Source organism: Rhodanobacteraceae bacterium, from assembly GCA_016713135.1.
Taxonomy (GTDB): Bacteria; Pseudomonadota; Gammaproteobacteria; order Xanthomonadales; family SZUA-5; genus JADKFD01.
In genome coordinates this window covers 1-25,935 of sequence record JADJPR010000023.1, presented here as the reverse complement: position 1 = coordinate 25,935, position 25,935 = coordinate 1, and the positions used below count along the sequence as shown (strand labels likewise).

Sequence of the window (25,935 nt, the reverse complement as noted above, 5' to 3'; positions counted from 1 at the left end):
TCGACTAGGTGGATTTGCGGTTCAGGGGCACCCGTCAGGCGGCGCGTGGTTCAGCGTGCGCACGCGACCCGAATTGGCCACGATCACCTGCCTCCCGCGCGCCGGATCCTGCCGGCTGCAGAACACGAAGGTGGTATTCGCGCCTTCGGACTCGCCGAGGCTACGATAGGTCACCCAGCGCCGGCCATTGTTGCTGCGTACGCTCAGCTGCGCGCTGTCCAGCATTTGTACCTGGAGCAATGGCTCGCCCGCGTCGAAGCGGGTGTTGCGGTTCTGGTCACGGTAGATCAGCCAACCGCGCGACCAGTCGCTGCTGTCGCTGCACTGCGTTCCGTTCAGGCTGGGACAGAGCACCGTGTTGCGCCCGGTGCTGACTGCCTCGACGCGTGCGCGCTGCAGCGCGACCACCAGCGCATTGCTGGCGCTGCTCAGGCGGGTGTTGGCGTTCACCCCGCGGAGGTAGGGCACGGCGATCGACAGCACCACGCTGGTCACGGCCAGCACGGCCAGCAGTTCGATCGCACTCAGGCCACGGCTGTGGCCAGGGGCATGGCGGGGAGAGGACATCGGCGGGCTCCGGTCGGGGTTTCCGATACGCTAGGCTCGCGCCTCCCGCGCGACAGCCGGCGCATTCCGATTCGCGTGTCGGAATCTGCCTACAGCGCGCCCGACGACCGCCGGAGTGACCCTTGTCCGACCGTTTCGAACTGAAGTCCGTGTTTCCGCCTGCCGGCGACCAGCCGCGGGCGATCGAGCAACTGGTCGCTGGTTTCCGCGCCGGCCTGGCGCACCAGGTACTGCTCGGCGTGACCGGCAGCGGCAAGACCTACACCATCGCCAATGTGGTGCAGCAGGTCCAGCGGCCGACCCTGGTGCTGGCACCGAACAAGACGCTGGCGGCGCAGCTCTACGGCGAGTTCAGGGAGTTCTTCCCGGACAACGCGGTGGAGTATTTCGTTTCCTACTACGACTACTACCAGCCCGAGGCCTACGTCCCGTCCAGCGACACCTACATCGAGAAGGACGCCAGCATCAACGAGCACATCGAGCAGATGCGGCTATCGGCCACCAAGGCCCTGCTGGAACGCAAGGACGCGCTGATCGTGGCCACGGTCTCGGCGATCTACGGCCTGGGCGATCCCGACCAGTACTTCAACATGGTGCTGCACCTGGTGCGCGGCGACCGGATCCCCGACCGGGAGATCATCCGCCGCCTGACCGAGCTGCAGTACACCCGCGGCGACTACGAGTTGCGCCGCGGCAGCTATCGCGTACGCGGCGAGATCATCGACGTGCACCCGGCGGAGAGCGACAAGGAAGCGCTGCGCATCGAGCTGTTCGACGGCGAAGTCGAGAACCTGGCGCTGTTCGACCCGCTGACCGGCGAGATCCTGCGCAAGCTGCCGCGCTTCACCATCTATCCGAAATCGCACTATGTCACCTCGCGGCGCAATGTGCTGGACGCGGTGGAGACGATCAAGACCGAGCTCGCCGAGCGCCTGGAGGTGCTGTACGCGGAGAACAAGCTGGTCGAGGCGCAACGGCTCAAGCAGCGCACCCAGTTCGACCTCGAGATGATGGCCGAGATCGGCTACTGCAACGGCATCGAGAACTACTCGCGCCACCTGACCGGGCGCGCCGAGGGCGAGGCGCCGCCGACCCTGTTCGACTACCTGCCGGCCGATGCGCTGCTGGTGGTCGACGAAAGCCACGTGACCATCCCGCAGCTCGGCGCGATGTACAAGGGCGACCGCTCGCGCAAGGAAACCCTGGTGGGCTATGGCTTTCGGCTGCCGTCGGCGCTGGACAACCGCCCGCTGCGTTTCGAGGAATGGGAGCGTCGCGCGCCGCGCAGCATCTTCGTCTCCGCGACGCCGGGCCCGTATGAGCTGCGCCAGACTGACGGCGCGGTGGTCGAGCAACTGGTGCGCCCGACCGGATTGATCGATCCGGCGACCGAGATCCGCCCGGTCGCCACGCAGGTCGACGATCTGCTGTCCGAGATCCATCTGCGCGTAGCCCAGGGCGACCGCGTGCTGGTCACCACGCTGACCAAGCGGATGGCGGAAAACCTGACCGAATACCTGTCCGAACACGGCATCAAGGTGCGCTACCTGCACTCGGACATCGAGACCGTCGAGCGCGTCGAGATCATCCGCGACCTGCGCCTCGGCGAGTTCGACGTGCTGGTCGGCATCAACCTGCTGCGCGAAGGCCTGGACATGCCCGAGGTCTCGCTGGTGGCGATCCTGGACGCGGACAAGGAGGGCTTCCTGCGTTCCACCGGCTCGCTGATCCAGACCATCGGCCGCGCCGCGCGAAACCTGCGCGGCAAGGCCATCCTCTATGCCGACCGGGTGACCGACTCGATGCGCCGCGCGCTGGAGGAGACCGACCGCCGGCGACAGAAGCAGGTTGAGTACAACCTGGCCCACGGCATCATCCCGCGCAGCATCGTCAAGGCCGTCACCGATGTCATGGAGGGCGCGCGCGAGCCTGCTGCGAATGAGGTTCCCGCAACGGACACGACGCGAGGCCGCAAACGCGCCGTCGGCGTCGCCGAGCCGCGCGTCGACTACGCCGCGCTGTCGCCCGAGCAACTCGGGACCAAGCTCAAGAAGCTCGAGGACCAGATGTTCAAGCACGCGCAGAACCTGGAGTTCGAGGAAGCCGCCCGGGTGCGCGACGAGATCCGCAAGATCAAGGCGCAGGGTTTGCTCTGAGGCCGGGGGCAGTCGCGAAATGACGACGCAATGGACGCTGATGCATGCGCTATTCTCGCTCGATACGAAAAAGTGACGAATTGATATGCGTACCAGATCTCTCAGTCTTGCGGCGATCTTGCTGGTGACCGGATGTTCGGAGACATACGACCCACAGCCGCCGCTTTCGATCCAGTCAGCCGGCAATGCCTCCCCCGGCGAGAAAGTTCCGGATTGCCCGCAAAGAAGTCCGGATCTCGACGGATTTTCGATCATTGCCGCAACGCTGCGACGCAATGGCGAGGTGGAACGCTTCCAGGACTTCTTCCAGCAACTCAGGGGCCTGCTGGGTGCGCGACTGGACAAGTCCGATCCCGCCACCCGCAAGCGCTTTGATTCAGCCCTGGACGGAGTGTTCTCTGTCAGCGAGATCGAGACGCTCACCTTGTGCGCCTTCAGCGGTTTTGACATGGTCCAGCCAGCATTCGAGGCGTGGGAAGCCTGGTCGTTGGACCCACGGATGCGCGAGATCCACGCCGCCATAGTTGACATCGACGTGAGTGGCGCTATCCCGGCTCGCAATCAATCCCTGACCGAAAACCGTCGCGCGCACCTTCAGAGAGTCTCTCGTGCAGTCGATCTGCCTGGTTACCAGCATGCCATGGCCGCGCTCAGGTGGCGGATTGTCGCCGTCGCGGAGGCTGCGATGGATCCCGCGTCGTCGCTGCAGCAAGATCTGGCGATGAATCCGCGCAACCTCGGTGTGCCGCCGGAGCAAGTTCTTGTTGACCATTTCCTCGGGGGTGCGTTGAAAAACGCATCCGATGAAGAGTTGCAGCGTTTCCTCATCTTCGCGGAATCGCGGGAGGGCCAAGCGTATTACACGACCTTGCGCGAACTCCGCATGCAATTGGAGCCTTGGACTCAACGGGTTGCCGCGACGCTCAGGCCTTTTGCCGGGCAGAACACGATCATGAGAGACCCCGAGGAGGCGAGGCGCCTCCTTGTGGCAGCTCGACGGGTATTCGACCAGGTAGGTACTCGCGTGGTGGTTCCCGAGGCAAGGACACTGTTGGTTCAGGCCGAACGTCTGGATCCGGACAACGCCGAGGTACAGGTCCTGCTCGCCCGGGTTGCGCTGGCCAGTTTGCCGCCCGCTTTCATGCAGGACGATTTCCAGATCCGTCCCCTGATCGATCGTACGCATTCCGCAAACCCGGAACGCTATGCCGAGGTCGAAAAGCACTTGCGTCGTGCGCTCGAGATTGACCCGGAGAACGCTCAGGCGATCCTGTATCTCGGTCGCGTGCAGTTCATGCTGTCGCGAGATGAAGAAGCCGCCAAGTTGTATGCGCGGTCGCGGCAAATCGATCCGCAGGGCCCGGCGCTTGCGTATTTCGAGGCAGACCTTGCTTATGTCGGCGGCGATTATGCGCAGGCGGAGCGGGTGTACCGACAGATAATCGCCGCTCCGGAAGTACGGGCCTTCGATCATCACTTTTCGCTGGAAAGACTGCGGATAGTGCTCGCCAAGCAGGGGCGGGAAAGCGATTTCAGGCAACTCGCGAACGATCAGCTCGAGCGTCATCCGGACATGTGGGACTTCCGACTGAAACACGCGTACCGGCTTGTCCAGTCCGATGGCGCGGCAGCCGAGATTGAAGCCCTGATCTCGCCTGTGCCCGACAGTTGGCTCCCCACAACAAACGCGATGTGATGGTCCGTCTGCAACTGCTTCGTGCCGGCGAAGCTGTTCCCGCACAGCGCTCACGCGAAGTGCTGCGGGCGTATGAACTCGCCAAGACGTCGGCTGAGGTTGTGGAGGCGGCCTGCTCCTCTCGCGTACGTGTCCTCGTCGCTGCGGACGTAGTCGCGGGAAGTGACCAGCCGAACGCGGCCTCCGATCGACTGCTCGCCTGTGGCATTGAGAGTAACGATCATGAATTCATCAAGCAGATCCTGCCGATGGTCAAGGACATCAATCAACCCAACGTCTCGATGCACGGGGAACGACCCGTATGCAGCGCTGTCGGCCAGATGGATCCCATCGTTTTCGGCACGCTCCTGAAGGCGAAGCCTGACGTCGTGACTCCCTGTGGCGATGGCAAGACTGTACGAGAGCAACTGGCCGAGCGTGCTACACGCCCGCATGCGGAACCGTCGTTCAGAAAGGCTGCCGCAGACATGCTCCAGTTGCTGGAAGGTCAGGATGATGGCCGCTGACCTCCGTCCCGCAGGGCGCCCCCTTGCCCGATTGCACAGGAAAACCGGTGGTTTCATGCGTTATTGGTCCTTGAGTGTTGCTCTTGCCATTTTCACGCTGTCCGGGTGCACGAACGGGACGGCGCCACAGTCCGGCCAACCTGATCCGATCGCCTACGATCCGGTGAGGTCCACCGCCAGAAACTGCATGACTGATCGTGGCGTCGACTACCCCGCGTACAAGCGAACCATTGCCATCGTGAGCCAGAGCGGCGACTTGGTGCGGGCGCAAACGCACTTTCGCATCCTTCGGGGTGAAATCGAGCGCGTTCTCTCGGCCCGCAATCCAAATGCACTCGCGGATGTAGGCCTGGTGCTCGATACCCTGTTTTCCGAGGAGGTGCTGCGCAAGCAATCCGTTTGTGATTTCACTCGGTATTCGCGAATTCCTCCAATGATCGAAGCCTGGGAGGCTTGGGCCGCAAATGCGCGCCTGCACCAGGTGCATGACGCCATCATGACTGAGGCGTCAATAGCAACAACCGGACCGGCGCCGAGCGGCCGGCGGCGAGAGCTTCTGCAGAGACTCTGGACGGCCACGGGCAAATTCGATCTCGCTGCGGCGAAGCAACGGGGCATCCAGCGCATTGTCGCCGAGGTCGAGCTCGAGCTGGATCCCTTGAAGACGGGCAATTTCTTCATGATGGAGTCCCTGGCGCCTCAGCAAGAGCCGGAACAAATCGGGGTGGACGTGCGCCTTGCCCGGCGTCTATCAGAGGTTCCGGACAGCGACATCGAGGCATTCCTGGAGTGGGCCGAATCGGGTCCCGGAAAGGCCTATTATCGTGCATTGGCGGCGACCTACTCCGGTGCCCAACGAGACTGGATCGAGCTTCTCGGGGAGCAGATGAGGACGCGCATAGCGCCGGTGGTCGTGCACTTGGGCAATGATGCGATCGCTGCTCTACTGGATGAAATCGCCGACCAGATCGAAGCCGTCGGAACTTTCCACACGAAGCAGCCTTTGCGCGGCCGTCTCAACGACTTGGCCTTGCGCGATCCGGACAACCCGAGAATCGCATCACTGTTTGCGAAGTTCGAGGTCATGTTTGCATTGGAGAAGCCGGGCATCAAGCGTCCTAGGGATCCGCGCTTGGTGAGAGATTCCGACCTGCCGTCCGGTTCGCGAGACTATAGCCATGCGGAGATCGCCATCGAGCGCGCACTCGCGGTGGCACCAGATGATGCAGACGTACGTGCCCTTGCTGGGTATGTCGAATTCCTCAAGCTCGACGACAAGAAGGCGGCCGAGCACTATGCGCATGCGCGACGGATCGATCCCGCCAACGCGATGTTGGCCCAGTTTGAGGGCGACCTTGCATACGCCCAGAAGCAATATGCAGACGCCGAGAGGCTCTATCGAGCTGCCATCGTCGCCGCAGGCAACCGTCAACTGACGCGGCACCGCGCGATCATGAACCTGGCGCGCGTGCTGGACGCGACGGGACGATCGGAAGCCCTAACTGCCCGCGTCGAAGTCGCCAAGGCCGTGATCAAGGCGAGCTTCTATCCCGAGAAGATCGGATTCGCAGCCTGCAGAGCGCGCGACTCTTCGATCATCGCCGCGGTACGAACAGCGATGTCGGGCGGTACGGTTGCGGGTGAATTGGACCAGGCGCTGTTTGCTTGCGCTATCCACTATCGCCGTGCGGACTCCTTGTCGGAGGTTCTGCCATCCATCAAGGACGTGAACATTCCCATCAATTTCCTCTGGAAGGATACTGCCGTATGCGGCGCCGCCGCGCGAAACGATGACCGCAGTCTGGCCCTTTTGATGAAGGCCGGTGCCGACATCCAGAAACCCTGTGCCAATGGCGCCACGCCAAGGCAGGTCTTGTCTGCGGCAGTCGCCCGCGGCGATGCAGAAGCCGAGGCAGCGCTGGCAGTACTCGATGGCGGTGCCACAGGTCGCTGAGGGAAGCGGCTACTGAGCGAGGTGCCCGAAGCGGTCGTCTCGCTCGGCAAGGCACAGCAGGCGCTCGACGCCGGTCACCGCGCCGTTGGCGGGCCCAGGCCGACATCAGGCCGCGCACCAGTGGCGGAGACATCGCTGCCGTCCACGCGCAGGCAGCCGCGCGCGAGGTCAAGCTCGACCCGCCCGAAGCGATAGCCGACGATGTCGGTCTGCATCTCCATGGCCGGATGCTCCCGAGTTCGACACCTTTTGCCCGTTTCGCGGTCCCTCGTTGCCGGGTTGGTCTTGCAGGATCAATGGCTTGCGCTGTCTGAGGATGCCGATTCCGCAACTATCGTGTAGTGGCACGCGTTCAGCTTGAACACCATGGAATACGCTGTTGTGGCGTGATACCGTGGCGGCATGTTCGCGAAGATCACCAAGTCCGGCCCGAGGCAGTACATCCAGCTCGTCGAGGCCTTCCGGGATGCCGATGGCGTTGCTCGCCACCGGCATGTCGCCAACCTCGGCCGGGTCGAGGACTCACAGGACAAGCTCGATCGCCTTATCGCCAGCCTGAGCCGCGCGGCCGGTCGCGGGCCGCCGGCGGCGCCAACCTTCCAGCGATCGCTGGAAGTGGGCGGACCGTGGCTGCTGTCGGCGCTCTGGGATCGCCTGGGTCTTTCGCGCTGCCTGCGCGGGCTGACGCGCTCGGACGCCAAGCTCGATGTCGACACGCTGACGCGGCTGATGGTGATCAATCGCCTGTGCGACGCGGATTCCAAGCTCGGCGTGCTGCGTTGGCTGGAAGAAGTCATCGTCCCTGGCGTGGTGCCAGACGAAGTGACCCACCAGCGTCTGTTGCGGACCATGGATGTGCTGGATGCCCATGCGGGCACGATCCTGTCGCGGCTGGCTGGGCTGGTGCGACCGCTGCTGGATCAGGACCTGAACCTGGTGTTCTACGACCTGACCAATGTGCGCATCCAGGGCGAGACCAGACTGGCGGACGATGTGCGTGCCTTTGGCATAAACAAGGACACCGGCGGCATCGCGCGTCAGTTCGCGCTGGGGCTGGTGCAGAGCGGCTGCGGGATGCCACTGGATTTCGAGGTGTTCCCCGGCGATGTCGGCGAGGTGAGCACCTTGTTGCCGATGATCCAGCGCAGTCTGGCGCGCTATGCGGTCAAGCGCGTGGTGCTGGTGGCCGATCGCGGCATGCTGAGTCTGGATCAGATCGCGGCCCTGGAGGCGCTGAAGTTGCCGAAGGGTGTCGAGCTGTCCTGGATCATCGCGGTGCCAGCGCGCCGTTACGGCGACTTCATGGATCGGTCGTGGAACTGGCGCGAACGTGCGTCGATGCGACCGCGCCCAAGGTGCTGGAGACCGAAGCGGGCGGCTATCGCATGGTAGTGGCGCACGACCCTCTCGTGGCAGCCGAACAGACTGCGCAGCGCCGCGCCCGGATCGCGGCCATCGAGGCGCAGGCGCAGTCTGCGGTGGACAAGCTGGAGCGCCAGGATCAGGGCAAGAAGGCCCGCGGCCGCAAAGCCAGCGACCGCGGCGCCTACCTGCGCTTCATCACAGCGGTGAGGGAAGCACATCTGTCGAAGATCCTCAAAGCCGACTTGCGCGCCGACAGCTTCAGCTGGCACCTGGACGAAGCGGCGCTGGCACGCCAGGAAGCCTTCGACGGCAAGCTGATCCTGTTGACCAACGTGCGCGACCTGAAAGCCGTCGAGGTGGTGGAACGCTACAAGCGCCTGGCGGACATCGAGCGCGGCTTCCGTGTGCTCAAGCAGGACATCGCGCTGGCGCCGGTCTATCACCGGCTCCCCGAGCGCATCCGCGCGCACGCGTTGATCTGCTTCCTCGCGTTGCTGTTGCACCGGGTCATGCGTCCGAAACTGACCGAGTTCAGCCCGGCAGCCGCGCTGCGCAAGCTCAAGGCCATCCAACTGCACCGGTTCACCGCCGACGGCAAGACCGTGAGCGGACTGACCGCCACCGGCGAGGAAACCCGCTCGATCTTCCAGCAACTGGACCTGCCGTTGCCCGACACCAAAGCCCTCCAGACGAGCTGATCGACGCCATCGTAGTGGCAACCGGGGATACCGGATGCGCTACGAATCAATTACTTAAGTCGGATAAGTGTCGAACTCGGGGATGCTGACATGGCCTGCGATGGGTGCGTGAGCCCCGCGCGTCAGCAAAATGTCCGCGCTGCCGCCGCGCGTACAGGCGAGAATCCGCGCTTCGCGGTCGGACCTGATGCGCATGGATGCGTGGACTTTCGTGCTGGCCATGCTGGCCGGCTTTGGTGCGGGCCTGCTCGACAGCATCGTCGGCGGCGGCGGACTGATCATGACCCCGGCGATGGTCAACCTGTTCCCCGAATGGGCGATCCTCAACATCATCGCCACCCAGCGCACCAGTTCGATCATGGGCACCTCGGTGGCGGCGTGGAACTACTTCCGCCACGTCAGCCTGCCGTGGCCGCTGGTGCTCGCCGCCTGCGGCGCGGCGCTGCCGTGTTCGGCGCTGGGCGCGATGCTCGCCAGGCGCACCGACCCGCAGTTGCTGAAGTGGTCGATCCTGGCGATGTGCGTGCTGCTGGCGGTCTACACCTTCGTGCGCAAGGACCTCGGCCAGCACCATGAGCCGCGCTTCGCCGGGCGCGTCCAATGGATGGTCGCCGGATTGGTCGGCGCAGCCACCGGCTTCTACAACGGGCTGATCGGCCCGGGCACCGGCACCCCTGATGGTGTTCGCCTTCGTCAGCGTCATCGGTCTCGACTTCCTGCGTGCGTCGGCGGTGTCAGGCGGCCAACGTGGCCGCGGACCTGAGTTCCTGGACGGTCCTGCTGCTCGGCGGCTATGTGCGCTGGATCGTGGTGCTGCCGCTGATCATCGGCAACATGGCCGGCAGCCAGATCGGCAGCCGCATGGCCATCCTGCGCGGCAGCCGCTTCATCCGCTGGGTCTTCCTCGGCGTGGTCTGCGCGCTGACCGCCAAGGTGGCGGTCGACCTGATCCGCGGCTGAGCCGGCGTAAGATGGCGGCCATGCCCACGCATCGGAGAATCCCATGTGTCGATACCTGCTGGCGGCGGTCTGCGTGCTGATCGCGGCGCCCGCCTGGGGCGATGCGCCGAACGACTCGCCGCAGGCCTTGATGCGCGAGTTGTACCGGGTCCACGCCGAGGGCGACGGTCCGCTGTTGCGCAGCGAAGGCAAGGCGGAGCGGCGGGTGTTCTTCACTGCGTCGTTGGTGGAGGCCCTGGAACGCGAGATCGACCGGCCCGATCCGGAGGAACTCGGCAACCTGGACTTCGATCCTTTCTACAACGCGCAGGAAACCGATCTCGGAACGATGGACGTCGCGGTCGCCAAGGTCAGCGGCAACGCCACCGTCGCGCTGGTGCGCTTCGAGAACGCCGGTAATCCGGTCGAGATCGCCTACCGCGTGGTGCTGGATGGCGAGGCCTGGCGGATCGACGACATCGAGTACGGCGAGGACAGCACGCTGCGCAAGACCCTGCGCGGGGAATGACCATGGCCACATCTGCGCTGATGCTGGCGGGCGCGACCGGGCTGGTGGGCAAGCAGGCGCTCGAGCGGCTGCTGCGCGCCGGGAACTGGACGGTCTGCGTGCCGGCGCGCAGCGACCTCGGCGTGCGCCACGCGCGTCTGCAGGTGGCGGTGGGCGACCTTGACAATGCGGCGACGCTGGCGCGCATCGAGGGCGACCTGCCGACCCTGGACGCCTTCGCCTGCGCGATCGGAACCACCCTGAAGAAGGCCGGTTCGGCCGCTGCCTTCGCCGCAGTCGACCGCGACCTGGTGCTGGCGCTGGCCAAACTGGCGCGCCGCCGCGGCGCACGGCATGCCGTCGTGGTGTCGTCGGTCGGCGCTGTGGCAGGCTCGTCCAACCTGTACCTGCGGGTCAAAGGCGAGATGGAGGCGGGCATCGAGGCGCTCGGATTCGAACGCTGCGATTTCCTCCAGCCGGGGCTGCTGCTCGGCGCGCGTGGCGAGCGCCGTCCCGGCGAGCACTTCGCCCAGCGCCTGGCGCCGCTCTACAACCCGCTGTTGCGCGGGCCGTTGCGACGCTACCGGGCGGTCGAATCGGCTGCTGTTGCCGCGGCGCTGGTGGTGCTGCTGCAAGACGCCGGGCCGGGCACCCGGCGCTGGGACAATGTGGGGATCGAAGACCTGGCCCGGCGCGGCTGAGCGCACCGTTCGGCGCGCGACAGACACCGTTCGGCGCCAGGGTGGAACTGCGAGACACGGTGTTCACTCCATCGCCACGTTGCCGCTCCGGCAACCTTCAGGAGTGATCCATGCGAATCTTGCTCAGTCTCGGGCTGGCCGCTGTTGCGTTTACCGCCACGACGTCTGCGGAGGCCGGCGACGATGCCAAGGCGCGGGCCGCCGTCGCCCGCCTCGTGCCCGACGCCACCATTGAATCCATTGCGCCGGCGCCGATGGCGGGCTGGTACACCGCCGTGGTGAACGGCTCCGATGTCTACGTCAGTGCCGATGGCGAATACCTGCTGTCGGGTGCCCTGGCGCGGGTGGCGAAGAAGGAGAACCTGACCGAACTGGCACGCACGGACCGCCGCCGCGAGGCGATCGCGGCGCTCCCGGCAGACCACAAGATCAGTTTTGCTGCGGAACAGCCGCGGCATGCGGTGACCGTGTTCACCGCCATCGACTGCGGCTACTGTCGCAAGTTGCACGAGCAGGTGGGTGCCTACAACCAGGCCGGCATCAGCGTCGAATACGTGTTGTTCCCGCGCGGCGGCCTGCAGTCGCCGGCCTACCAGGAATCGGTGTCGGTGTGGTGTGCGGATGATCGCCGCAATGCGCTGACCCTGGCCAAGCGCGGTGAGCCCGTCGAACCGAAGATCTGCCCGAACCCGATCGCCGACAACCTGGCGCTGGCGCAGAGCTCGGCCTGACCAGCACACCCACGATTGTTGCCAGTGACGGCACCGTCATGCTCGGCTTCGTGCCACCGGCGGAACTGAGCCAGCGGCTGGATGCGGCGATGTAGGCGCGCCGCGCGGAGATCCCGACGAGGAGAACCAACAGCGGCACCGCTCCCGCGTCGCCGCTTCTGCTTCGCTGCCCAAAACCCAGAACCCACAACCCACAACCCAGATCAGGCACACCGCTCCAGGGTCACGATGGTCAGATCGTCGTGCTGGCGCGCCGAGCCGGCGTGCTCGGTAATGGTCGACTGCAGGCGCCGCGCGGCATCGGCGGCGCCGGCGGCGGCTTTCAGCACTTCGAGCACGCGCTCGCGGCCGAGTTCGCGGCCATCCGGGCTCTGCGCTTCCTCGACGCCGTCGGTGGTGACCATCAGCACCTCGCCGGTTGCCATCGCCCGGTGCAGCACGCCGATATCCGGATCGCGCTCGGGGCCGAGCGCGAGGCCGGGGTCGATGCCGAGTTCGATCACCTCGCCGCCAGCCAGCTTGAGCAATCCCGCCGGATGCCCGGCGCAGGCAATCTCGATGGTGTGCTGGTGCGGATCGAGCATCACCGCCATCGCAGTGATGAACAAACCGGGTTCGACCACCTTGTGCAAGGAGCGGTTGAGCCGGCGCAGGATCGATTCCGGCGAGCCGCAGGCGGGCACGATCTCGAACAGCATGCCACTGACGAAAGCCATGTACATCGCGGCCGCGACGCCCTTGCCGCAGACATCGCCCATCACGACGGCCTGGCGGCCGTCGTTGGCGATCGCCCAATGGATGAAGTCGCCACCGACGCCGAGCGCCGGCACGATCACCTGGCCTACTTCATAACCCTCGATTGCCGGGGGCGGGTCGGACAGCATCCGCCGCTGCGAGATCCGTGCGAGCAGCAGTTGCGGCTCCACCCGCGAGCCGCCGGGCACCGTGGTCTGGTCGCGGCTGGATGGGACGTGCGTCATCGCCAGCGGGCTCAGGGCCTCGCCGCCGGGTGAGATGAACACCCGCAGGTGCAAATGACCCAGACGCAACTGGTCGCCGTCGGCGAGCAACACCGGGCGCTGGTCGAGCGGGCGGTTGTTGACGAAGGTGCCATTCGCGCTGCCGAGGTCCTGTACCTCGATCTCGTCCACGCGCACGCTGAAGCGCACGTGCTTGCGCGAAACGGTCGGGTGCTCGAGCACGATGTCGCCCGCCGGATCGCGCCCGGCAACTCCGCCGCTGGTGATGTCGAGCAGTTGCGTGGCGCCCAGCGCATCGGTGCACTGCAGGCGGACTCGGATGGACAACATGGAAACCCGTGCACAATTCGTGATGGTGCGCAGGTTACCAGTGTTGCGCCGTTGCGGGAGGTTGTGCGGGGGATGAGGCTTGCGGTTCAGAAGTGCAGGGGACCTGACCGTCGGTTGTCGGTTGTCGCCATTGGATCCGGTGTGCCGAGGACCTGCGGGAGTTCCGTCCCTGGCGCTGCGCTTGTTCGCGCATCGAACTGGATGGCATGAGGGCACGAGGCCACGAGGGCACGAGGGCACGAGGGCACGCAAGAGCCTGTTTGGTGCGATAGAGCGCTTTTGCGTGCCCTCGCGCCCCTTGTCATCCGGATGTTTCCAAGCAAAATCAATGTCATAATGATTGTTCGATGGTGGGAACGGCTTCAGCCGCGACCTCTTCCGGCGGCCGTTGGAAAGGTCGCGGGCAAGGCCGCGGTGTGCAGGCTTTGCTGGCGACCACCGACCACCGACAACCGGAAATCAATCCGACACTCGCGCCATGCCCCCTTGGCGAACGCAATTCCCTTCGCTATAGTTCCGGGCTCTCTTGGGCGCATAGCTCAGCGGTAGAGCACTACCTTGACATGGTAGGGGTCACAGGTTCGATCCCTGTTGCGCCCACCAAGAGTTCGGCAAACGCAGCGAGGTGGCACATGAGCACTAAGACGGCGATCAACCACTGACGGCCTGAGTGTCCTCGATGCAGCAATCAAAGGCGCTCGGCGCCTTTTTTTGTGCCCGGATTTGCCCTTCGATCTGTTCCAGCCGTGTGGCGCTGTGCGCGCGGCGGCAGGAGAGTCCCATGTTGAATGTCCAACTCCCAGACGGTTCCATCCGTTCCTTCGAACAAGCGCTGTCGATCGGCGATGTCGCCGCCAGCATCGGCCCGGGCCTGGCCAAGGCGGCCTTGGCCGGCAAGATCGACGGCAAGCTGGTCGACTTGAGCTTCCGCATCGAGCAGGACAGCAAGCTCGAGATCGTCACCGAGAAGCACCCCGACGCGCTGGAAATCGTGCGCCATTCGACCGCGCACCTGCTGGCGCAGGCCACCCAGCGCCTGTTCCCCGGCGCGCAGGTGACGATCGGCCCGGTGGTCGACAACGGCTTCTACTACGACTTTGCCTTCGAGCGCGCGTTCACGCCGGACGACCTCGCAGCGATCGAGGCCGAAATGGCGAAGATCGTGGCCGAGGCGCTGCCGGTGCAGCGCAGCGTGATGGCCAAGGACGCCGCGATCGACTTCTTCAAGGCCAAGGGCGAGCTGTTCAAGGCCGAGATCATCGACGACATCATCCCGCCGGGCGAGGAGATCTCGCTGTACGGACAGGGCGACTGGGTGGACCTTTGCCGCGGCCCGCACGTGCCCAACACGGGCAAGCTGGGTTCCTTCAAGCTGATGAAGGTGGCCGGCGCCTACTGGCGCGGCGACTCGAAGAACCAGCAGCTGCAGCGTATCTACGGCACGGCCTGGCTGAACAAGAAGGATCTCGCCGCCTACCTGACCCAGCTGGAGGAAGCCGAAAAGCGCGACCACCGGCGCATCGGCAAGCAGCAGGACCTGTTCCACATGCAGGACGAGGCGCCCGGCATGGTGTTCTGGCACCCCAAGGGCTGGGCGCTGTGGCAGGCCATCGAACAGTACATGCGCGGGGTCTACCGCAGCGCCGGTTACCAGGAAGTGCGCTGCCCGCAGATCCTGGACGTGTCCCTGTGGAAGGCATCGGGCCACTGGGACAACTATCAGGAGAACATGTTCTTCACCGAGTCGGAAAAGCGCGAGTACGCGCTCAAGCCGATGAACTGCCCCGGCCATGGTGTTCAACCACGGCCTGCACAGCTACCGCGATTTGCCGATCCGCTACGGCGAGTTCGGCTCCTGCCATCGCAACGAGCCTTCGGGCGCGCTGCACGGCATCCTGCGTGTGCGCGGATTCACCCAGGACGACGGCCACATCTTCTGCACCGAGTCGCAAGTCGAATCCGAGGTCTCGGCCTTCCACGCACAGGCGCTGAAGGTCTATGCCGACTTCGGTTTCGGCGAGCCGCAGATCAAGATCGCGCTGCGGCCGGAGAAGCGCCTGGGCGACGACGCCACCTGGGACAAGGCCGAGGAGGCCCTGCGGGCAGCTCTGCGCAGCGCCGGTGTCGCCTGGGAAGAACTGCCGGGTGAGGGCGCCTTCTATGGTCCGAAGATCGAGTACCACCTGAAGGATGCGATCGGGCGCACCTGGCAGCTCGGCACCATGCAGGTGGATTTCATGATGCCGGGGCGCCTGGGCGCCGAATACGTCGACGAGCACAGCCAGCGCCGTCACCCGGTGATGCTGCACCGCGCGATCGTCGGGTCGATGGAGCGCTTCATCGGCATCCTGATCGAAAACCACGCGGGCGCACTGCCCGCCTGGTTGTCCCCGGTGCAGGCGGTGGTGATGGGAATCACCGACGGACAGGCCGAATATGTCGCTGGCGTGGCCAAAAGCCTGTCAGATCAGCATTTCCGCGTCATTGCGGACTTGAGGAACGAGAAGGTCGGCTATAAAATCCGCGAGCACACGTTGCAGAAGATCCCGTACCTGCTCGTCGCTGGTGAGCGCGAGAAGGAATCGGGAAGCGTCTCCGTCCGCCTGCGCACCGGTGAGGATCTCGGTGTCATGACGGTTGCGGAGTTCGCCGGACGCTTGCGCGCAGACTTGGCGCACAGCGCCCGTTGACGGTGCCGATGCCGGACCCATCGGTTTGATTTTCAAGGAGTTGCCGCCATAGCTGTCCTGGAACGCCCCACCCGGAAGAATGAAGAAATCCGTGTCCCGCAGATTCGCGTGATCGGCCCTGACGGCGAGCAGGTTGGAATCCTGTCCCGCTTCGAGGCCTTGCGCATGGCGCAGGACGCCGGGCTTGACCTGGTCGAGATCGTGCCGAATGCCGCTCCGACGGTCTGCCGCATCATGGATTTCGGCAAGTACAAGTTCGAACTGCCGAAAAGGCCAACCTGGCCAAGAAGAAGCAGAAGCAGGTCGAAATCAAGGAAATGAAGTTCCGGCCGGGTACCGACGACGGCGACTTCGACGTCAAGATGCGGGCGATCCGCCGCTTCCTCGAAGAAGGCGACAAGGTCAAGATCAATCTGCGCTTCCGCGGACGCGAGCTGGCGCACATCGACCTTGGCGACGCGATGCTCTCGCGGATCGCCAAGGAGGTGGGTGAGGACGGCGTGGTCGAACAGCGCTCGCGCGTCGAAGGACGCGTGATGAGCATGATGATCTCGCCGAAGAAGAAACCAGTGCAGGCCTGATCGCCTGCTCTATGGGCGACAGTCTATCGTCGCCGACCGGCCTGCCAGGGTAAGGCGGGCCGCTGCTCCTCCGGCCGCTGACGGCCGGGCAACCTCCGGGCAACCGGAATCACGCAGCCAAACGGGTACGGATCAGGAAAGTACCAGTGGCAACACTGGTCACCCGCTGGCTCAACCAAGTGAGTGAAGGAAAGACAATGCCGAAGATGAAGAGCAACCGGGCGGCGGCCAAGCGCTTCCGCAAGACCGGTGGCGGTAAGTTCAAGTGTGGTCACGCGTTCAAGAGCCACATCCTGACCAAGAAGTCCACCAAGCGTAAGCGTGGCCTGCGCGCTCCGAACCTGGTTCGGGCGGAAGACGCAGGTCGCGTGGCACGCATGCTGCCTTACGCATAAGGGAGGATTTCGAAAATGGCACGAGTGAAGCGTGGTGTAACGGCGCGTGCGCGCCACAAGAAGCTGCTGTCGCGCGCGAAGGGCTACTACAACGCCCGCCGCAAGGTCTATCGCGTCGCCAAGCAGGCGGTGACCAAGGCGCTGCAGTACGCCTACATTGGTCGCAAGCTGAAGAAGCGCGAGTACCGCTCGCTGTGGATCGTCCGCATCAATGCAGCGGCCCGTCTGTGCGGCATGAGCTACAGCCGTCTGATCAACGGCCTGTCGAAGGCCGGGATCAAGATCGACCGCAAGGTGCTGGCCGATCTGGCGGTGCACGACATGGTCGCGTTCAAGGCGGTTGCCGACCAGGCCAAGGCGAAGCTCGCCGCCGCCTGAGGCATGAGCTGAAAGCGGGCGCGCCGGATCGTCGGCGCGTCTGCCAACCATGCGCAAGCGTTCGACGAACGGGGAGAAGCTCGCTTTTCCCCGTTCGCGTTTCCGGGATCCCCATGAGTCTCGATCAACTGCTTTCCGGTGCGCAGGCGCGCATCGAATCCGCCGCCGACCTCGCGGCGCTCGACGCCTTGCGCGTCGAACTGCTCGGCAAGTCCGGCAGCGTCACCGCAATGCTGAAGACCCTCGGCAGCCTGTCGCCGGAAGAGCGCAAGACGCGCGGCGCGGAAGTGAACCGCGTGCGCGATGCGATCAGCGAAGCGCTGAACCAACGCAAGTCGGCGCTCGACCAGGTGGCGCTGGCCGCCAAGCTGGAGCGCGAGCGCATCGACATCAGCCTGCCGGGTCGCCAGATCGGGCTGGGCGGCCTGCATCCGATCACCCGCGCGCTTGACCGCATCGTCGGCATCTTCGAGCGCCTGGGCTATACCGTGGCCGACGGCCCGGAGATCGAGAGCGACTGGTACAACTTCGAGGCATTGAATTTCCCGCCGGACCATCCGGCGCGGACGATGCACGACACTTTCTATTTCCCCGACGGGCGCCTGCTGCGCACCCACACCTCGCCGGTGCAGATTCGCGTGATGCAGCAGCAGCAACCGCCGATCCGCGTGATCATGCCGGGCAAGGTCTATCGCAGCGACTCGGACCAGACCCATTCGCCGATGTTCCACCAGGTCGAAGGCCTGGTCGTCGGCGAGGACATCAACTTCGCCGACCTCAAGGGCACGCTGCTGAACTTCGTGCGCGCCTACTTCGAGCGAGAACCGAAGCTGCTGTTCCGCCCGTCGTATTTCCCGTTCACCGAGCCGTCCGCGGATGTGCTGATGAACTGGGAACTGCCCGATGGCAGCGAGCGTTGGCTGGAGGTGCTGGGCTGCGGCATGGTCCACCCGAATGTGCTGCGCAACTGCGGCATCGATGCCGAGCGCTACACCGGCTTCGCCTTTGGCCTGGGCGTTGAGCGCTTCGCCATGCTGCGCTACGGCGTCACCGACCTGCGCGCCTTCTACGAGAACGATTTGCGGTTCCTTGGGCAGTTCGCCTGAGACCAACCCATTCAACGCGGAGACGCGGAGGACGCGGAGAGAAGCGAAAGAGGGGGCGCGAGACTCGATGCGAACCCGGGACCAGCTCTCCTTTGCGTCCTTTCTTTCCAACTTTGCGTCCTTTGCGTCCTACGCTTTTCCAGCCCGATCGAAGCGCAAAGTTCACGCGCCAGGGCCCCAGAGAAGACTGAACAGATATGAAGTTTTCCGAGAACTGGTTGCGGCAACTGGTTGATATTCCTGCCACGCGCGCAGAGCTGACGCATCGGCTGACGATGTGCGGGCTGGAGGTTGAGGCTACCGAGGTGCTGGGCGAGTCGCTGGATGGCGTGGTCATCGGCGAGATCGTCGAGGCGGTGCAGCATCCGAATGCTGATCGCCTGCGTGTGTGCACGGTCAACATCGAGGCGGGTACGCCGCTGCAGATTGTCTGCGGCGCGCCGAATGCGCGAGTGGGCCTGAAGGCGCCGGTCGCGACCGTCGGCGCCAGGCTGCCGGGCGGGCTGGAGATCAAGGCGGCCAAGCTGCGCGGTGTCGAGTCCTTCGGCATGCTGTGCTCGGCCAAGGAACTCGGCACCGATGCAGACGCCTCCGGCCTGCTGGAACTGCCGGGCGATGCGCCCACTGGCACGGGTTTTGCGGCTTACCTCGGTCTCCCCGACGCGATCATCGAACTCAGCCTGACCCCGAACCGCAGCGACTGCCTCGGCATGCGCGGGCTGGCGATGGAAGTCGCCGCAGAGCTCGGCACGGCGGCGAATTTGCCTGCGATCACGCCAGTCCCGGCGGCGCACGCCGAGGAACTGAAGATCTCGCTGGTGCCGGGCGCCGGTTGCCCGCGCTATTGCGGTCGCGTGATCAGCGGCCTCGACAGCGCCGCGCGCACGCCGGGCTGGATGGTGGAGCGCCTGCGCCGCGCCGGCCTGCGCCCGATCAGCGCGCTGGTGGATGTCACCAACTATGTGATGCTGGAACTCGGCCAGCCGCTGCATGCCTTCGACGCCGACCGCATTCAGGGCGGCATCCAGGTGCGCCGCGCCGCCGCCGGCGAGCCCTGCACCCTGCTCGATGGCCGCGAGGTGACGCTGGATCCGGAGTTCCTGGTGATCGCCGACGACGCTGGCGCGGTGGCGCTCGCCGGTGTCATGGGCGGCTTCGGCAGCCGCATCACCGACGGCACCCGCCGCGTGTTTCTCGAAAGCGCACACTTCGCACCGGGTGCGATCAGCGGCCGCGCGCGCCGGCTGGGCATGCACACCGATGCGTCGCACCGCTTCGAGCGCGGCGTCGACCCGGAGCTGCCGCGCCTGGCGCTGGAGCGCGCCACTGCGCTGTTGCTCGAGATCGCCGGCGGCAGCGCCGGTCCGGTGGTCGAGGCGGTGCTGGACGCCGAACTGCCCCAGCGCAAGCCGGTCGGCCTGCGCCACGCGCGCCTGACCCGCGTGCTCGGCATCGAGATTCCGCGCGACGCGGTGCAGCGCATCCTTGCCACGCTCGGCATGCAAGTGGAGGCCACGGCGGATGGCTGGCAGGTGGTGCCGCCGAGTTGGCGCTTCGACATCGGGATCGAGGAAGACCTGATCGAGGAAGTGGCGCGCATCCACGGTTACGAGCAGATCCCGACCGTCGCCCCGCGCGGCGAGCTGGTGGTGCTGCCGGTCAGCGAATCGCGCCTGCCGCTGACTCGCCTGAAGGAACGCCTGGTGGCGCGGGATTACGCCGAAGCGTTGACCTTCGCCTTCCTCGGCGCCGATGAATTGGTGCGCTGGGGCCTCGACGCGAATGCCATCACCCTGGCCAACCCGCTGTCGGCGGAACTGGCCACGATGCGCACCTCGCTGCTGCCTGGGTTGGTGTCGGCGCTGGTGCGCAACCAGAACCGCCAGCAGGCGCGGGTGCGCCTGTTCGAAATCGGTCGCCGCTATGTGCTCGGTACAGACGGTGCACCGGTGGAGACCGAGTTGCTCGCGATCGTCGCCAGCGGCGCTGCGCGTCCCGAGCAATGGGGCGAGCGCGCGCGCAATGTCGACTTCTACGATGTGAAGGGAGATATCGAGGCCCTGCTGGGCGACGACCACGGCGCCAGCTGGCATGCCGGCGGTCCGGATTACCTGCATCCCGGCCGGCGCGCAGAACTGCGCCGGGGCGACCGGGTCATCGGTTGCCTGGGCACGCTGCATCCCGAGCTGGCGCGCAGGCTGGATGTGGACGGCGAGTTATTGCTGGCCGAACTGGATCTCGAGGGCGTGCGTGAGCGGCGGATGCCGCTGGCGCGCGAGCTCTCGCGTTTCCCGTCCGTCCGCCGCGATCTGGCGCTGGTGGTGGCCGAATCGGTGGCCCACGCCGCGCTGGAGCGGGTGGTCCGCGAGGCAGCTGGCGGCTTGCTGCGCGAGCTGCGCCTGTTCGACGTATACCGCGGCGCTGGGATCGAAACCGGCTGCAAAAGTTTCGCTATCGGCTTGATTTTCCAAGACGACTCGCGCACTCTAGGGGACGCGGATGTGGACCGTCTGGTGGCCGCTGTGGTTGAGCGTGCAGCGGCGGAACTCGGGGCTCAGTTGCGGAGTTAGGGGATGGCGCTGACCAAGGCCGAGATGGCCCAGCGGTTGTTCGAGGACGTAGGCCTGAACAAGCGCGAGGCCAAGGAGTTCGTCGACATCTTCTTCGACGTCATCCGCGATGCGCTGGAGAAGGGGGAGAACGTCAAGCTGTCCGGTTTCGGCAATTTCGACCTGCGCCAGAAGAACCAGCGCCCGGGCCGCAATCCGAAGACCGGCGAGGAGATTCCGATCTCCGCGCGGCGCGTAGTGACGTTCAGGGCAGGGCAGAAGCTCAAGGCGCGAGTAGAGGCTTATGCTGGATCCGGGCAGTAACAGCGAGCTACCACCGATTCCAGCGAAGCGCTACTTCACCATCGGTGAGGTCAGCGAGCTGTGTGGCGTGAAGCCGCATGTGCTGCGCTATTGGGAACAGGAGTTCCCCAGCCTGAAGCCGGTCAAGCGCCGCGGCAACCGTCGTTATTACCAGCGCCACGACGTGCTGATGATCCGGCAGATCCGCTCCTTGCTGTACGACCAGGGGTTCACCATCGGCGGCGCGCGCCAGCGTCTGGAAGGCGAGGCCACGCGAGCGGCGGCTGCCGCCGCTGCGCCGCCACCCATTGAGACCAAGGTCCCCGCGGAACTGGTGCGCCAGATGCGTATCGATCTGGAGGCGGTGCTGGAAATCCTGCGCTGACGGTTTGAAGCGGTGTTGGTGTGGGTTGCTGGTGTTGGTTTGGGCGGCGGAGACGCCGACTCGCACCGTCTGCTCTGACCAACACCAACACCAACACCAACACCAACACCAACACCAACAACCTGCACCGGGATACACCTACCCATCCCGCCCACAATGCGCTAGTCTCCGCGCTCCTTCGGTCGGGGCGTAGCGCAGCCTGGTAGCGCACTACAATGGGGTTGTAGGGGTCGAGAGTTCGAATCTCTCCGCCCCGACCAACGAAGGATCCATTCGACGGCGACCGGCCTGACCGTGTCGCCGTTTTCGTTTGCAGCCGGAGAAACGCCATGGATCGCCGCCAGCTCTATCCCGAGATCGAACCGTATGCAACTGGCACCTTGCCGGTGGGCGATGGCCACGAGATCTACTACGAGCAGTGCGGCAACCCGGCCGGCAAACCGGTGGTGTTCCTGCATGGCGGCCCGGGCGCGGGTTGCAATTCGAAGGCGCGGCGCTTCTTCAACCCGGACAGATACCGCATAGTGCTGTTTGACCAGCGCGGTTGCGGCCGTTCCACGCCGCATGCCTGCCTGGAAGCGAACACCACCTGGCACCTGGTGGGTGATATCGAAAAGCTGCGTGTGGCGCTCCAGATCGAGCGTTGGCAGGTGTTCGGCGGTTCCTGGGGCTCCACCCTGGCGCTGGCCTATGCGCAGACCCATCCGCAGCGCGTCACCGAGCTGGTATTGCGCGGCATCTTCATGCTGCGCCGCTGGGAACTCGAGTGGTTCTACCAGGCCGGCGCGGACGCGCTGTTCCCGGATGCCTGGGACACCTACCTCGCGGCGATTCCGGAAGTCGAGCGTGGCGACCTGATGAGCGCCTACCACCGGCGACTGACCTCCGCCGACCCGCAGGTTCGCCTGGATGCGGCCAAAGCCTGGTCGGTGTGGGAAGGGAGCACCAGTTTCCTGTACCAGGATCCAGCGCACATCGAAGCCTCCGCTGGCGATCTGTTCGCGCTGGCCTTCGCGCGCATCGAGTGCCATTACTTCGTCAACGGCGGCTTCTTCGATCGCGACGACCAGTTGCTGGCGAACGCCTACCGGCTCAAGGGCATCCCGGCAGTCATTGTCCAGGGGCGTTACGACGTGGTGTGTCCGATGCGTTCCGCCTGGGACCTGAAGCAGGCCTGGCCGGAAGCCGACCTGCGTATCGTGCCGGACGCCGGTCATTCCGCCTTCGAGCCCGGTAACCTGCACGAACTGATCCTGGCGACGGATCGATTCGCCGGCGTTTGACCGGCGACAAGGCCGCGGCGGTAATCAGGGCGTCTGCTTGATCCGACGGCCGTGCAGGGGCGGCAAGAAATGAGTGGTCGACGCGGACGCTTTCGCCGAGGCACCGGACAGGCCATCGCGGCGCTGCTGTGGGCAGTGGCGCTGGTTTGCCTGGTGTGGACGTGGCCGCCGTTGGGCGCGAAGTTCGCCTTGCTGGCGGCCGCGCTGGCGCAACTGTTCTGGTGGCGTGCGGTGAAGCCGCGCTCCGGACGCGAGTTGGAGCGCATGCGATTGGCAGCCACGGTGTTCAAGCACAGTCGCGAAGGCGTGATCATTGCCGACGCCGACCACAATATCGTGATGGTCAATCCGGCGTTCACCACCATCACCGGTTACCCGGAATCCGAGGCGCTCGGCCGCAACCCGAGGATGCTGTCGTCGGGGATGCAGGAAGCCGCGTTCTATCGCGAGATGTGGGAGGCCATCGAGCGCGAAGGAAGCTGGCGCGGCGAACTTTGGAACCGGCGCCGCGATGGCAGCCTGTACGCGGAGAGCCTGTCGATCACCCGGGTGGCGGACGACGACGGGCAGACTCGTAACTACGTCAGCATTTTCAGCGACATCACGGAACGACGCCGAGCAGAGCAGCAGATTCAGCGACTAGCGCACTACGACTTACTGACTGGTTTGCCCAACCGCGCCCTGCTGGTGGACCGTGCCACGCAGGCCTTGAGCCTGGCCCGGCGCACCGAGGCGCCGTTGGCATTGATGTTCCTCGACCTGGATCACTTCAAGGAGATCAACGACACGCTGGGGCATCGGGTTGGCGATCTCCTGCTGGTGGCCGTCGCCGAACGCCTGCTCTCGGCAGTGCGCGAGCATGACACGGTGTCCCGCCAGGGCGGCGATGAGTTCGTCATCATCCTGCCGGATACCGCGGCCGATGGCGCGGCGCACGTCGCGGCCAAGATCTGCCAATTGATCGCTGAGCCATTCGAGATCGAGCAGCATTCACTGCAGGTGACCACGTCGATCGGCATCGCGATGTTTCCCGGACACGCCAGCGACTTCGATACGCTGGCGCGCGCCGCTGATGCGGCGATGACCGCGCCGCGCCGCGCGGGAGACAAGTTGAAAGGGGGCAGGGGCGGGGATGTGCGTGAAGATCATGGGCCGGGCGGCTGTTCCGTCCGAGACAGGTGGGAACCGGCCAGCTGGCAGGGGTCGGTGCAGGAGGTGCCCTGACGAGAAGAGCGGGCAGGGGCAGGGGCAAGGGACCAAGCGGACGCAGAGCGTCGGCTGCAGGAGCAACAGGGAACCGGCGTCGCTCAGCCGGCGATAGCGAACCACCGCATGGGCCCAAGGCCAGGCCTGCGCCCCGCTTTTGGCGATCCCCGCCGACTTCTCCCCGCGCTAGATCCGCCCGCACCTCGATCTCCTCGACGCCCATCAGGCGGTCGAGTTCGCCGATCACCTGCTGGAGCGCGGGCTTGACCGCGGGCGCATGCAGGTGGTCGCGGTCCAGGTTTTCGATCCAGCCGAACAGGCTGGTGCGCAACTGGTCAAGGCTGCGCACGCGGACCAGCAGGTCGTCGAGGATGCGCTGGAATTCGCTGGGCGTAGGCGATTGTCCGATCTGGCGGAACAGGTCCGTCAGCGCGACGAACAGGGAGCGTGCCTCGACCCCCAGGCCGAAATCCTTCGGGTCGAACTCAAGCGCGCCGCCGGCGGCGTCGGCCCAGACGCGGAAGCTGATCTTCTGCAACGAGTGGTACAGCGGCTGCTCCGAGATCAGCACCAGCAGTAGGGTCGCCGGATTGGCGGTCACCGTGCCTACCACGCCCTGCCACTCGCGCGACTGGGCAAACTGGTACAGCGCGATCTGGTCCTGGAAATCGCTGGCCTGGATCTGGTCCAGGATCAGGATCACCCGCGCGCCCTCGGAATAGGCGCAGGCCTCGGTCATGACCCGGTCGAAGGCGCTGGCGGCGGCCTCGGCGGTCTGGGTCTCGCCGCTTTCAGCGTCGACCACCAGCGCCGGCACCGGCGCTTCGTTGCGCGAGAAGTCGTGGTAGAGCACGTGCGGGTAGTCGAGCGCCGCCGCAAGCGCGTGCGCGAAGGCGGTCTTGCGCCGGCCGGATTCGCCGGCGACATTGAGACAGCGCACGCCGGCCGGCTGCGCCTCGAACAGCAGGCGCAGCGCGAACTCGTAATCGTCGTTCGACTCGAAGCCGTGGCTGGCGAGTCGACGACGCAGGCCGACGGGCGCGCTCGACACGCGCGAGGACTCAGGCCGCCTGGGCGGCCGGCTGGCGCAGGCGCGGGCCCTCGGTCAGCGCCTGGCGCACCGCGTCGATGACCAGGTCGACTTCATCCGAGCGCACATTGAAGTAGGGCGTGAAGCGCAGGCTGTTGACGCCGCCGTGGATGACGCCGACGCCGTGCTCACGCATGTATTCCTCGGTGCTCTGGGTGCCGTAGCACTTGAAGTCCGGCGCCAGCTCGCAGGAAAACAGCAGGCCGGTGCCCTGCACGCCGGTGGATCATGCCGGGCAGTTCGCGCGAGACGGCTCCCAGCTTGCGCATGACTCGGCGCCGCGCTCGCGGATGTTCGCGCGCAGCGCCGGCGTCAGTCCGTCCAGCACGGCGCAGGCGACATCCATCGCGCGCGGGTTGGTGGTCATGGTGTTGCCGTAGATGCCCTTGCGGTACAGCTTGGCCGCGCGCTCGCCGACCGCCAGCACCGACAGCGGATACTGGCCGGCATTCAACGCCTTGGAATAGGCCTCCATGTCCGGCGCTTCCATGCCCTCGAAGCCCGGGTAGTCGACGATCGACAGCACGCCGTGGGCACGCAGGCCGGCCTGGATCGAGTCGACCAGCAGCAGCGTGCCATGCGCCTTGGTGAGCTCGCGCGCGGCGGCGTAGAACTCGGGCGTGACCGCGCGACCGGGGTTGCCTTCGCCCATCACCGGCTCGAGGAACATCGCCTCGATGTGCCAGCCGTTGGCTTCGGCATCGGCGAAAGCCTGGCGCAGCCCTTCGACGCTGTAGGGCTCGATGGTGATCGTGTGGTTGTGGTGCGCGAAGCTCGCCGGAGTGGTCGGCATAGGCCTTGCGCGAGGAATCCGAATACAGCGCCGGCAGTTCGGTGC

Annotated in this window: 21 protein-coding genes, 2 tRNA genes and 4 pseudogenes; 23 read left to right on the top strand and 4 right to left on the bottom strand. The window is 65.5% G+C overall.

Going from position 1 to position 25,935, the window contains the following annotated elements; translation table 11 throughout:
• Positions 1-21 precede the first annotated feature (21 nt).
• A complete protein-coding gene (locus tag IPK27_20120; GenBank protein MBK8069831.1) occupies positions 22-567 on the bottom strand; it encodes a GspH/FimT family pseudopilin in 546 nt (181 codons plus the stop codon).
• Between the two features lie 122 nt (positions 568-689).
• Between IPK27_20120 and uvrB the strand changes: the two genes are divergently transcribed.
• The 4 genes from uvrB to IPK27_20100 all read left to right on the top strand — a co-directional run bounded on the left by uvrB (position 690) and on the right by IPK27_20100 (position 6,879).
• Positions 690-2,723: an excinuclease ABC subunit UvrB gene (gene uvrB / locus IPK27_20115; GenBank protein ID MBK8069830.1), complete on the top strand. Its 2,034-nt coding sequence runs from the start codon at positions 690-692 to the stop codon at positions 2,721-2,723.
• A gap of 85 nt (positions 2,724-2,808) precedes the next feature.
• Positions 2,809-4,419 carry a tetratricopeptide repeat protein gene (locus IPK27_20110; GenBank protein ID MBK8069829.1) on the top strand — a complete coding sequence of 537 codons (1,611 nt, stop codon included), beginning with the start codon at positions 2,809-2,811 and terminating at the stop codon, positions 4,417-4,419.
• On the top strand, positions 4,392-4,925 hold the full coding sequence (locus IPK27_20105; GenBank protein MBK8069828.1) for a hypothetical protein: 534 nt from the start codon (positions 4,392-4,394) through the stop codon (positions 4,923-4,925). The genes IPK27_20110 and IPK27_20105 overlap by 28 nt, the downstream gene beginning before the upstream one ends.
• A gap of 187 nt (positions 4,926-5,112) precedes the next feature.
• Positions 5,113-6,879 (top strand): hypothetical protein, encoded by a 1,767-nt coding sequence (locus tag IPK27_20100; GenBank protein ID MBK8069827.1) that lies wholly within the window; start codon positions 5,113-5,115, stop codon positions 6,877-6,879.
• A gap of 74 nt (positions 6,880-6,953) precedes the next feature.
• On the opposite strand, the gene IPK27_20095 is transcribed toward IPK27_20100, so the two are convergent.
• Complete coding sequence (locus tag IPK27_20095; GenBank protein ID MBK8069826.1) at positions 6,954-7,100, bottom strand: hypothetical protein; 147 nt, start codon at positions 7,098-7,100, stop codon at positions 6,954-6,956.
• Between the two features lie 181 nt (positions 7,101-7,281).
• Here IPK27_20095 and IPK27_20090 point away from each other — a divergent pair.
• The 6 genes and pseudogenes from IPK27_20090 (at position 7,282) to IPK27_20065 (ending at position 11,821) form a co-directional block, all read left to right on the top strand.
• A pseudogene (locus IPK27_20090) lies at positions 7,282-8,942 on the top strand (IS1634 family transposase).
• A 193-nt stretch (positions 8,943-9,135) separates the two neighbouring features.
• Positions 9,136-9,705, top strand: coding sequence for a sulfite exporter TauE/SafE family protein (locus IPK27_20085; GenBank protein MBK8069825.1), 570 nt, complete (start codon positions 9,136-9,138; stop codon positions 9,703-9,705).
• Positions 9,690-9,902 carry a hypothetical protein gene (locus IPK27_20080; protein MBK8069824.1) on the top strand — a complete coding sequence of 71 codons (213 nt, stop codon included), beginning with the start codon at positions 9,690-9,692 and terminating at the stop codon, positions 9,900-9,902. Before IPK27_20085 ends, IPK27_20080 begins: the two co-directional genes overlap by 16 nt.
• A 43-nt stretch (positions 9,903-9,945) precedes the next feature.
• A complete protein-coding gene (locus IPK27_20075; protein MBK8069823.1) occupies positions 9,946-10,410 on the top strand; it encodes a DUF3828 domain-containing protein in 465 nt (154 codons plus the stop codon).
• 2 nt (positions 10,411-10,412) lie between these two features.
• A complete protein-coding gene (locus IPK27_20070) occupies positions 10,413-11,090 on the top strand; it encodes an NAD-dependent epimerase/dehydratase family protein (protein ID MBK8069822.1) in 678 nt (225 codons plus the stop codon).
• 110 nt (positions 11,091-11,200) lie between these two features.
• Positions 11,201-11,821 carry a thioredoxin fold domain-containing protein gene (locus IPK27_20065; protein MBK8069821.1) on the top strand — a complete coding sequence of 207 codons (621 nt, stop codon included), beginning with the start codon at positions 11,201-11,203 and terminating at the stop codon, positions 11,819-11,821.
• 203 nt (positions 11,822-12,024) lie between these two features.
• Here IPK27_20065 and IPK27_20060 read toward each other — a convergent pair whose 3' ends face one another.
• A complete protein-coding gene (locus tag IPK27_20060; protein MBK8069820.1) occupies positions 12,025-13,131 on the bottom strand; it encodes a SpoIIE family protein phosphatase in 1,107 nt (368 codons plus the stop codon).
• A 528-nt stretch (positions 13,132-13,659) separates the two neighbouring features.
• Between IPK27_20060 and IPK27_20055 the strand changes: the two genes are divergently transcribed.
• The 13 genes and pseudogenes from IPK27_20055 to IPK27_19995 all read left to right on the top strand — a co-directional run bounded on the left by IPK27_20055 (position 13,660) and on the right by IPK27_19995 (position 24,587).
• A tRNA-Val gene (locus tag IPK27_20055) sits at positions 13,660-13,734 on the top strand.
• Positions 13,735-13,912: 178 nt separating this feature from the next.
• A pseudogene (gene thrS, locus IPK27_20050) lies at positions 13,913-15,821 on the top strand (threonine--tRNA ligase).
• 102 nt (positions 15,822-15,923) lie between these two features.
• Positions 15,924-16,402 (top strand): annotated as a pseudogene (gene infC, locus IPK27_20045) (translation initiation factor IF-3).
• A gap of 197 nt (positions 16,403-16,599) precedes the next feature.
• On the top strand, positions 16,600-16,797 hold the full coding sequence (gene rpmI / locus IPK27_20040) for a 50S ribosomal protein L35 (protein ID MBK8069819.1): 198 nt from the start codon (positions 16,600-16,602) through the stop codon (positions 16,795-16,797).
• A 15-nt stretch (positions 16,798-16,812) separates the two neighbouring features.
• Positions 16,813-17,175 (top strand): 50S ribosomal protein L20, encoded by a 363-nt coding sequence (rplT, locus tag IPK27_20035; protein MBK8069818.1) that lies wholly within the window; start codon positions 16,813-16,815, stop codon positions 17,173-17,175.
• A 113-nt stretch (positions 17,176-17,288) separates the two neighbouring features.
• The gene (gene pheS / locus IPK27_20030) at positions 17,289-18,281 is read left to right on the top strand and encodes a phenylalanine--tRNA ligase subunit alpha (GenBank protein ID MBK8069817.1); all 993 of its coding nucleotides are present in this window, start codon (positions 17,289-17,291) and stop codon (positions 18,279-18,281) included.
• Between the two features lie 197 nt (positions 18,282-18,478).
• Positions 18,479-20,851 carry a phenylalanine--tRNA ligase subunit beta gene (locus IPK27_20025; GenBank protein MBK8069816.1) on the top strand — a complete coding sequence of 791 codons (2,373 nt, stop codon included), beginning with the start codon at positions 18,479-18,481 and terminating at the stop codon, positions 20,849-20,851.
• A 3-nt stretch (positions 20,852-20,854) separates the two neighbouring features.
• Positions 20,855-21,154 (top strand): integration host factor subunit alpha, encoded by a 300-nt coding sequence (locus IPK27_20020; GenBank protein MBK8069815.1) that lies wholly within the window; start codon positions 20,855-20,857, stop codon positions 21,152-21,154.
• On the top strand, positions 21,135-21,518 hold the full coding sequence (locus IPK27_20015) for a MerR family transcriptional regulator (GenBank protein ID MBK8069814.1): 384 nt from the start codon (positions 21,135-21,137) through the stop codon (positions 21,516-21,518). The genes IPK27_20020 and IPK27_20015 overlap by 20 nt, the downstream gene beginning before the upstream one ends.
• 183 nt (positions 21,519-21,701) lie before the next feature.
• Positions 21,702-21,778: transfer RNA gene (locus IPK27_20010), tRNA-Pro, on the top strand.
• A gap of 69 nt (positions 21,779-21,847) precedes the next feature.
• Positions 21,848-22,801 carry a prolyl aminopeptidase gene (gene pip / locus IPK27_20005; GenBank protein MBK8069813.1) on the top strand — a complete coding sequence of 318 codons (954 nt, stop codon included), beginning with the start codon at positions 21,848-21,850 and terminating at the stop codon, positions 22,799-22,801.
• A gap of 69 nt (positions 22,802-22,870) precedes the next feature.
• On the top strand, positions 22,871-24,025 hold the full coding sequence (locus IPK27_20000) for a diguanylate cyclase (protein ID MBK8069812.1): 1,155 nt from the start codon (positions 22,871-22,873) through the stop codon (positions 24,023-24,025).
• Positions 24,026-24,284: 259 nt separating this feature from the next.
• The gene (locus IPK27_19995; protein MBK8069811.1) at positions 24,285-24,587 is read left to right on the top strand and encodes a hypothetical protein; all 303 of its coding nucleotides are present in this window, start codon (positions 24,285-24,287) and stop codon (positions 24,585-24,587) included.
• A gap of 481 nt (positions 24,588-25,068) precedes the next feature.
• Here IPK27_19995 and IPK27_19990 read toward each other — a convergent pair.
• Positions 25,069-25,935 (bottom strand): annotated as a pseudogene (locus tag IPK27_19990) (aminotransferase class III-fold pyridoxal phosphate-dependent enzyme).

Bases quoted from the DNA above. Each gene is read 5' to 3' on its own strand.
- IPK27_20060 (MBK8069820.1), bottom strand. From the start codon at position 13,131: ATGTTGTCCATCCGAGTCCGCCTGCAGTGCACCGATGCGCTGGGCGCC.
- IPK27_20085 (MBK8069825.1), top strand. From the start codon at position 9,136: ATGGATGCGTGGACTTTCGTGCTGGCCATGCTGGCCGGCTTTGGTGCG.
- rpmI (MBK8069819.1), top strand. From the start codon at position 16,600: ATGCCGAAGATGAAGAGCAACCGGGCGGCGGCCAAGCGCTTCCGCAAG.
- IPK27_20015 (MBK8069814.1), top strand. From the start codon at position 21,135: ATGCTGGATCCGGGCAGTAACAGCGAGCTACCACCGATTCCAGCGAAG.
- pip (MBK8069813.1), top strand. From the start codon at position 21,848: ATGGATCGCCGCCAGCTCTATCCCGAGATCGAACCGTATGCAACTGGC.
- IPK27_20120 (MBK8069831.1), bottom strand. From the start codon at position 567: ATGTCCTCTCCCCGCCATGCCCCTGGCCACAGCCGTGGCCTGAGTGCG.
- IPK27_20025 (MBK8069816.1), top strand. From the start codon at position 18,479: ATGAAGTTTTCCGAGAACTGGTTGCGGCAACTGGTTGATATTCCTGCC.
- IPK27_20095 (MBK8069826.1), bottom strand. From the start codon at position 7,100: ATGGAGATGCAGACCGACATCGTCGGCTATCGCTTCGGGCGGGTCGAG.
- rplT (MBK8069818.1), top strand. From the start codon at position 16,813: ATGGCACGAGTGAAGCGTGGTGTAACGGCGCGTGCGCGCCACAAGAAG.
- IPK27_20000 (MBK8069812.1), top strand. From the start codon at position 22,871: ATGAGTGGTCGACGCGGACGCTTTCGCCGAGGCACCGGACAGGCCATC.
- IPK27_20020 (MBK8069815.1), top strand. From the start codon at position 20,855: ATGGCGCTGACCAAGGCCGAGATGGCCCAGCGGTTGTTCGAGGACGTA.
- IPK27_20070 (MBK8069822.1), top strand. From the start codon at position 10,413: ATGGCCACATCTGCGCTGATGCTGGCGGGCGCGACCGGGCTGGTGGGC.
- IPK27_20100 (MBK8069827.1), top strand. From the start codon at position 5,113: ATGACTGATCGTGGCGTCGACTACCCCGCGTACAAGCGAACCATTGCC.
- IPK27_20065 (MBK8069821.1), top strand. From the start codon at position 11,201: ATGCGAATCTTGCTCAGTCTCGGGCTGGCCGCTGTTGCGTTTACCGCC.
- IPK27_20110 (MBK8069829.1), top strand. From the start codon at position 2,809: ATGCGTACCAGATCTCTCAGTCTTGCGGCGATCTTGCTGGTGACCGGA.
- pheS (MBK8069817.1), top strand. From the start codon at position 17,289: ATGAGTCTCGATCAACTGCTTTCCGGTGCGCAGGCGCGCATCGAATCC.
- IPK27_19995 (MBK8069811.1), top strand. From the start codon at position 24,285: ATGCAGGTGGTCGCGGTCCAGGTTTTCGATCCAGCCGAACAGGCTGGT.
- IPK27_20075 (MBK8069823.1), top strand. From the start codon at position 9,946: ATGTGTCGATACCTGCTGGCGGCGGTCTGCGTGCTGATCGCGGCGCCC.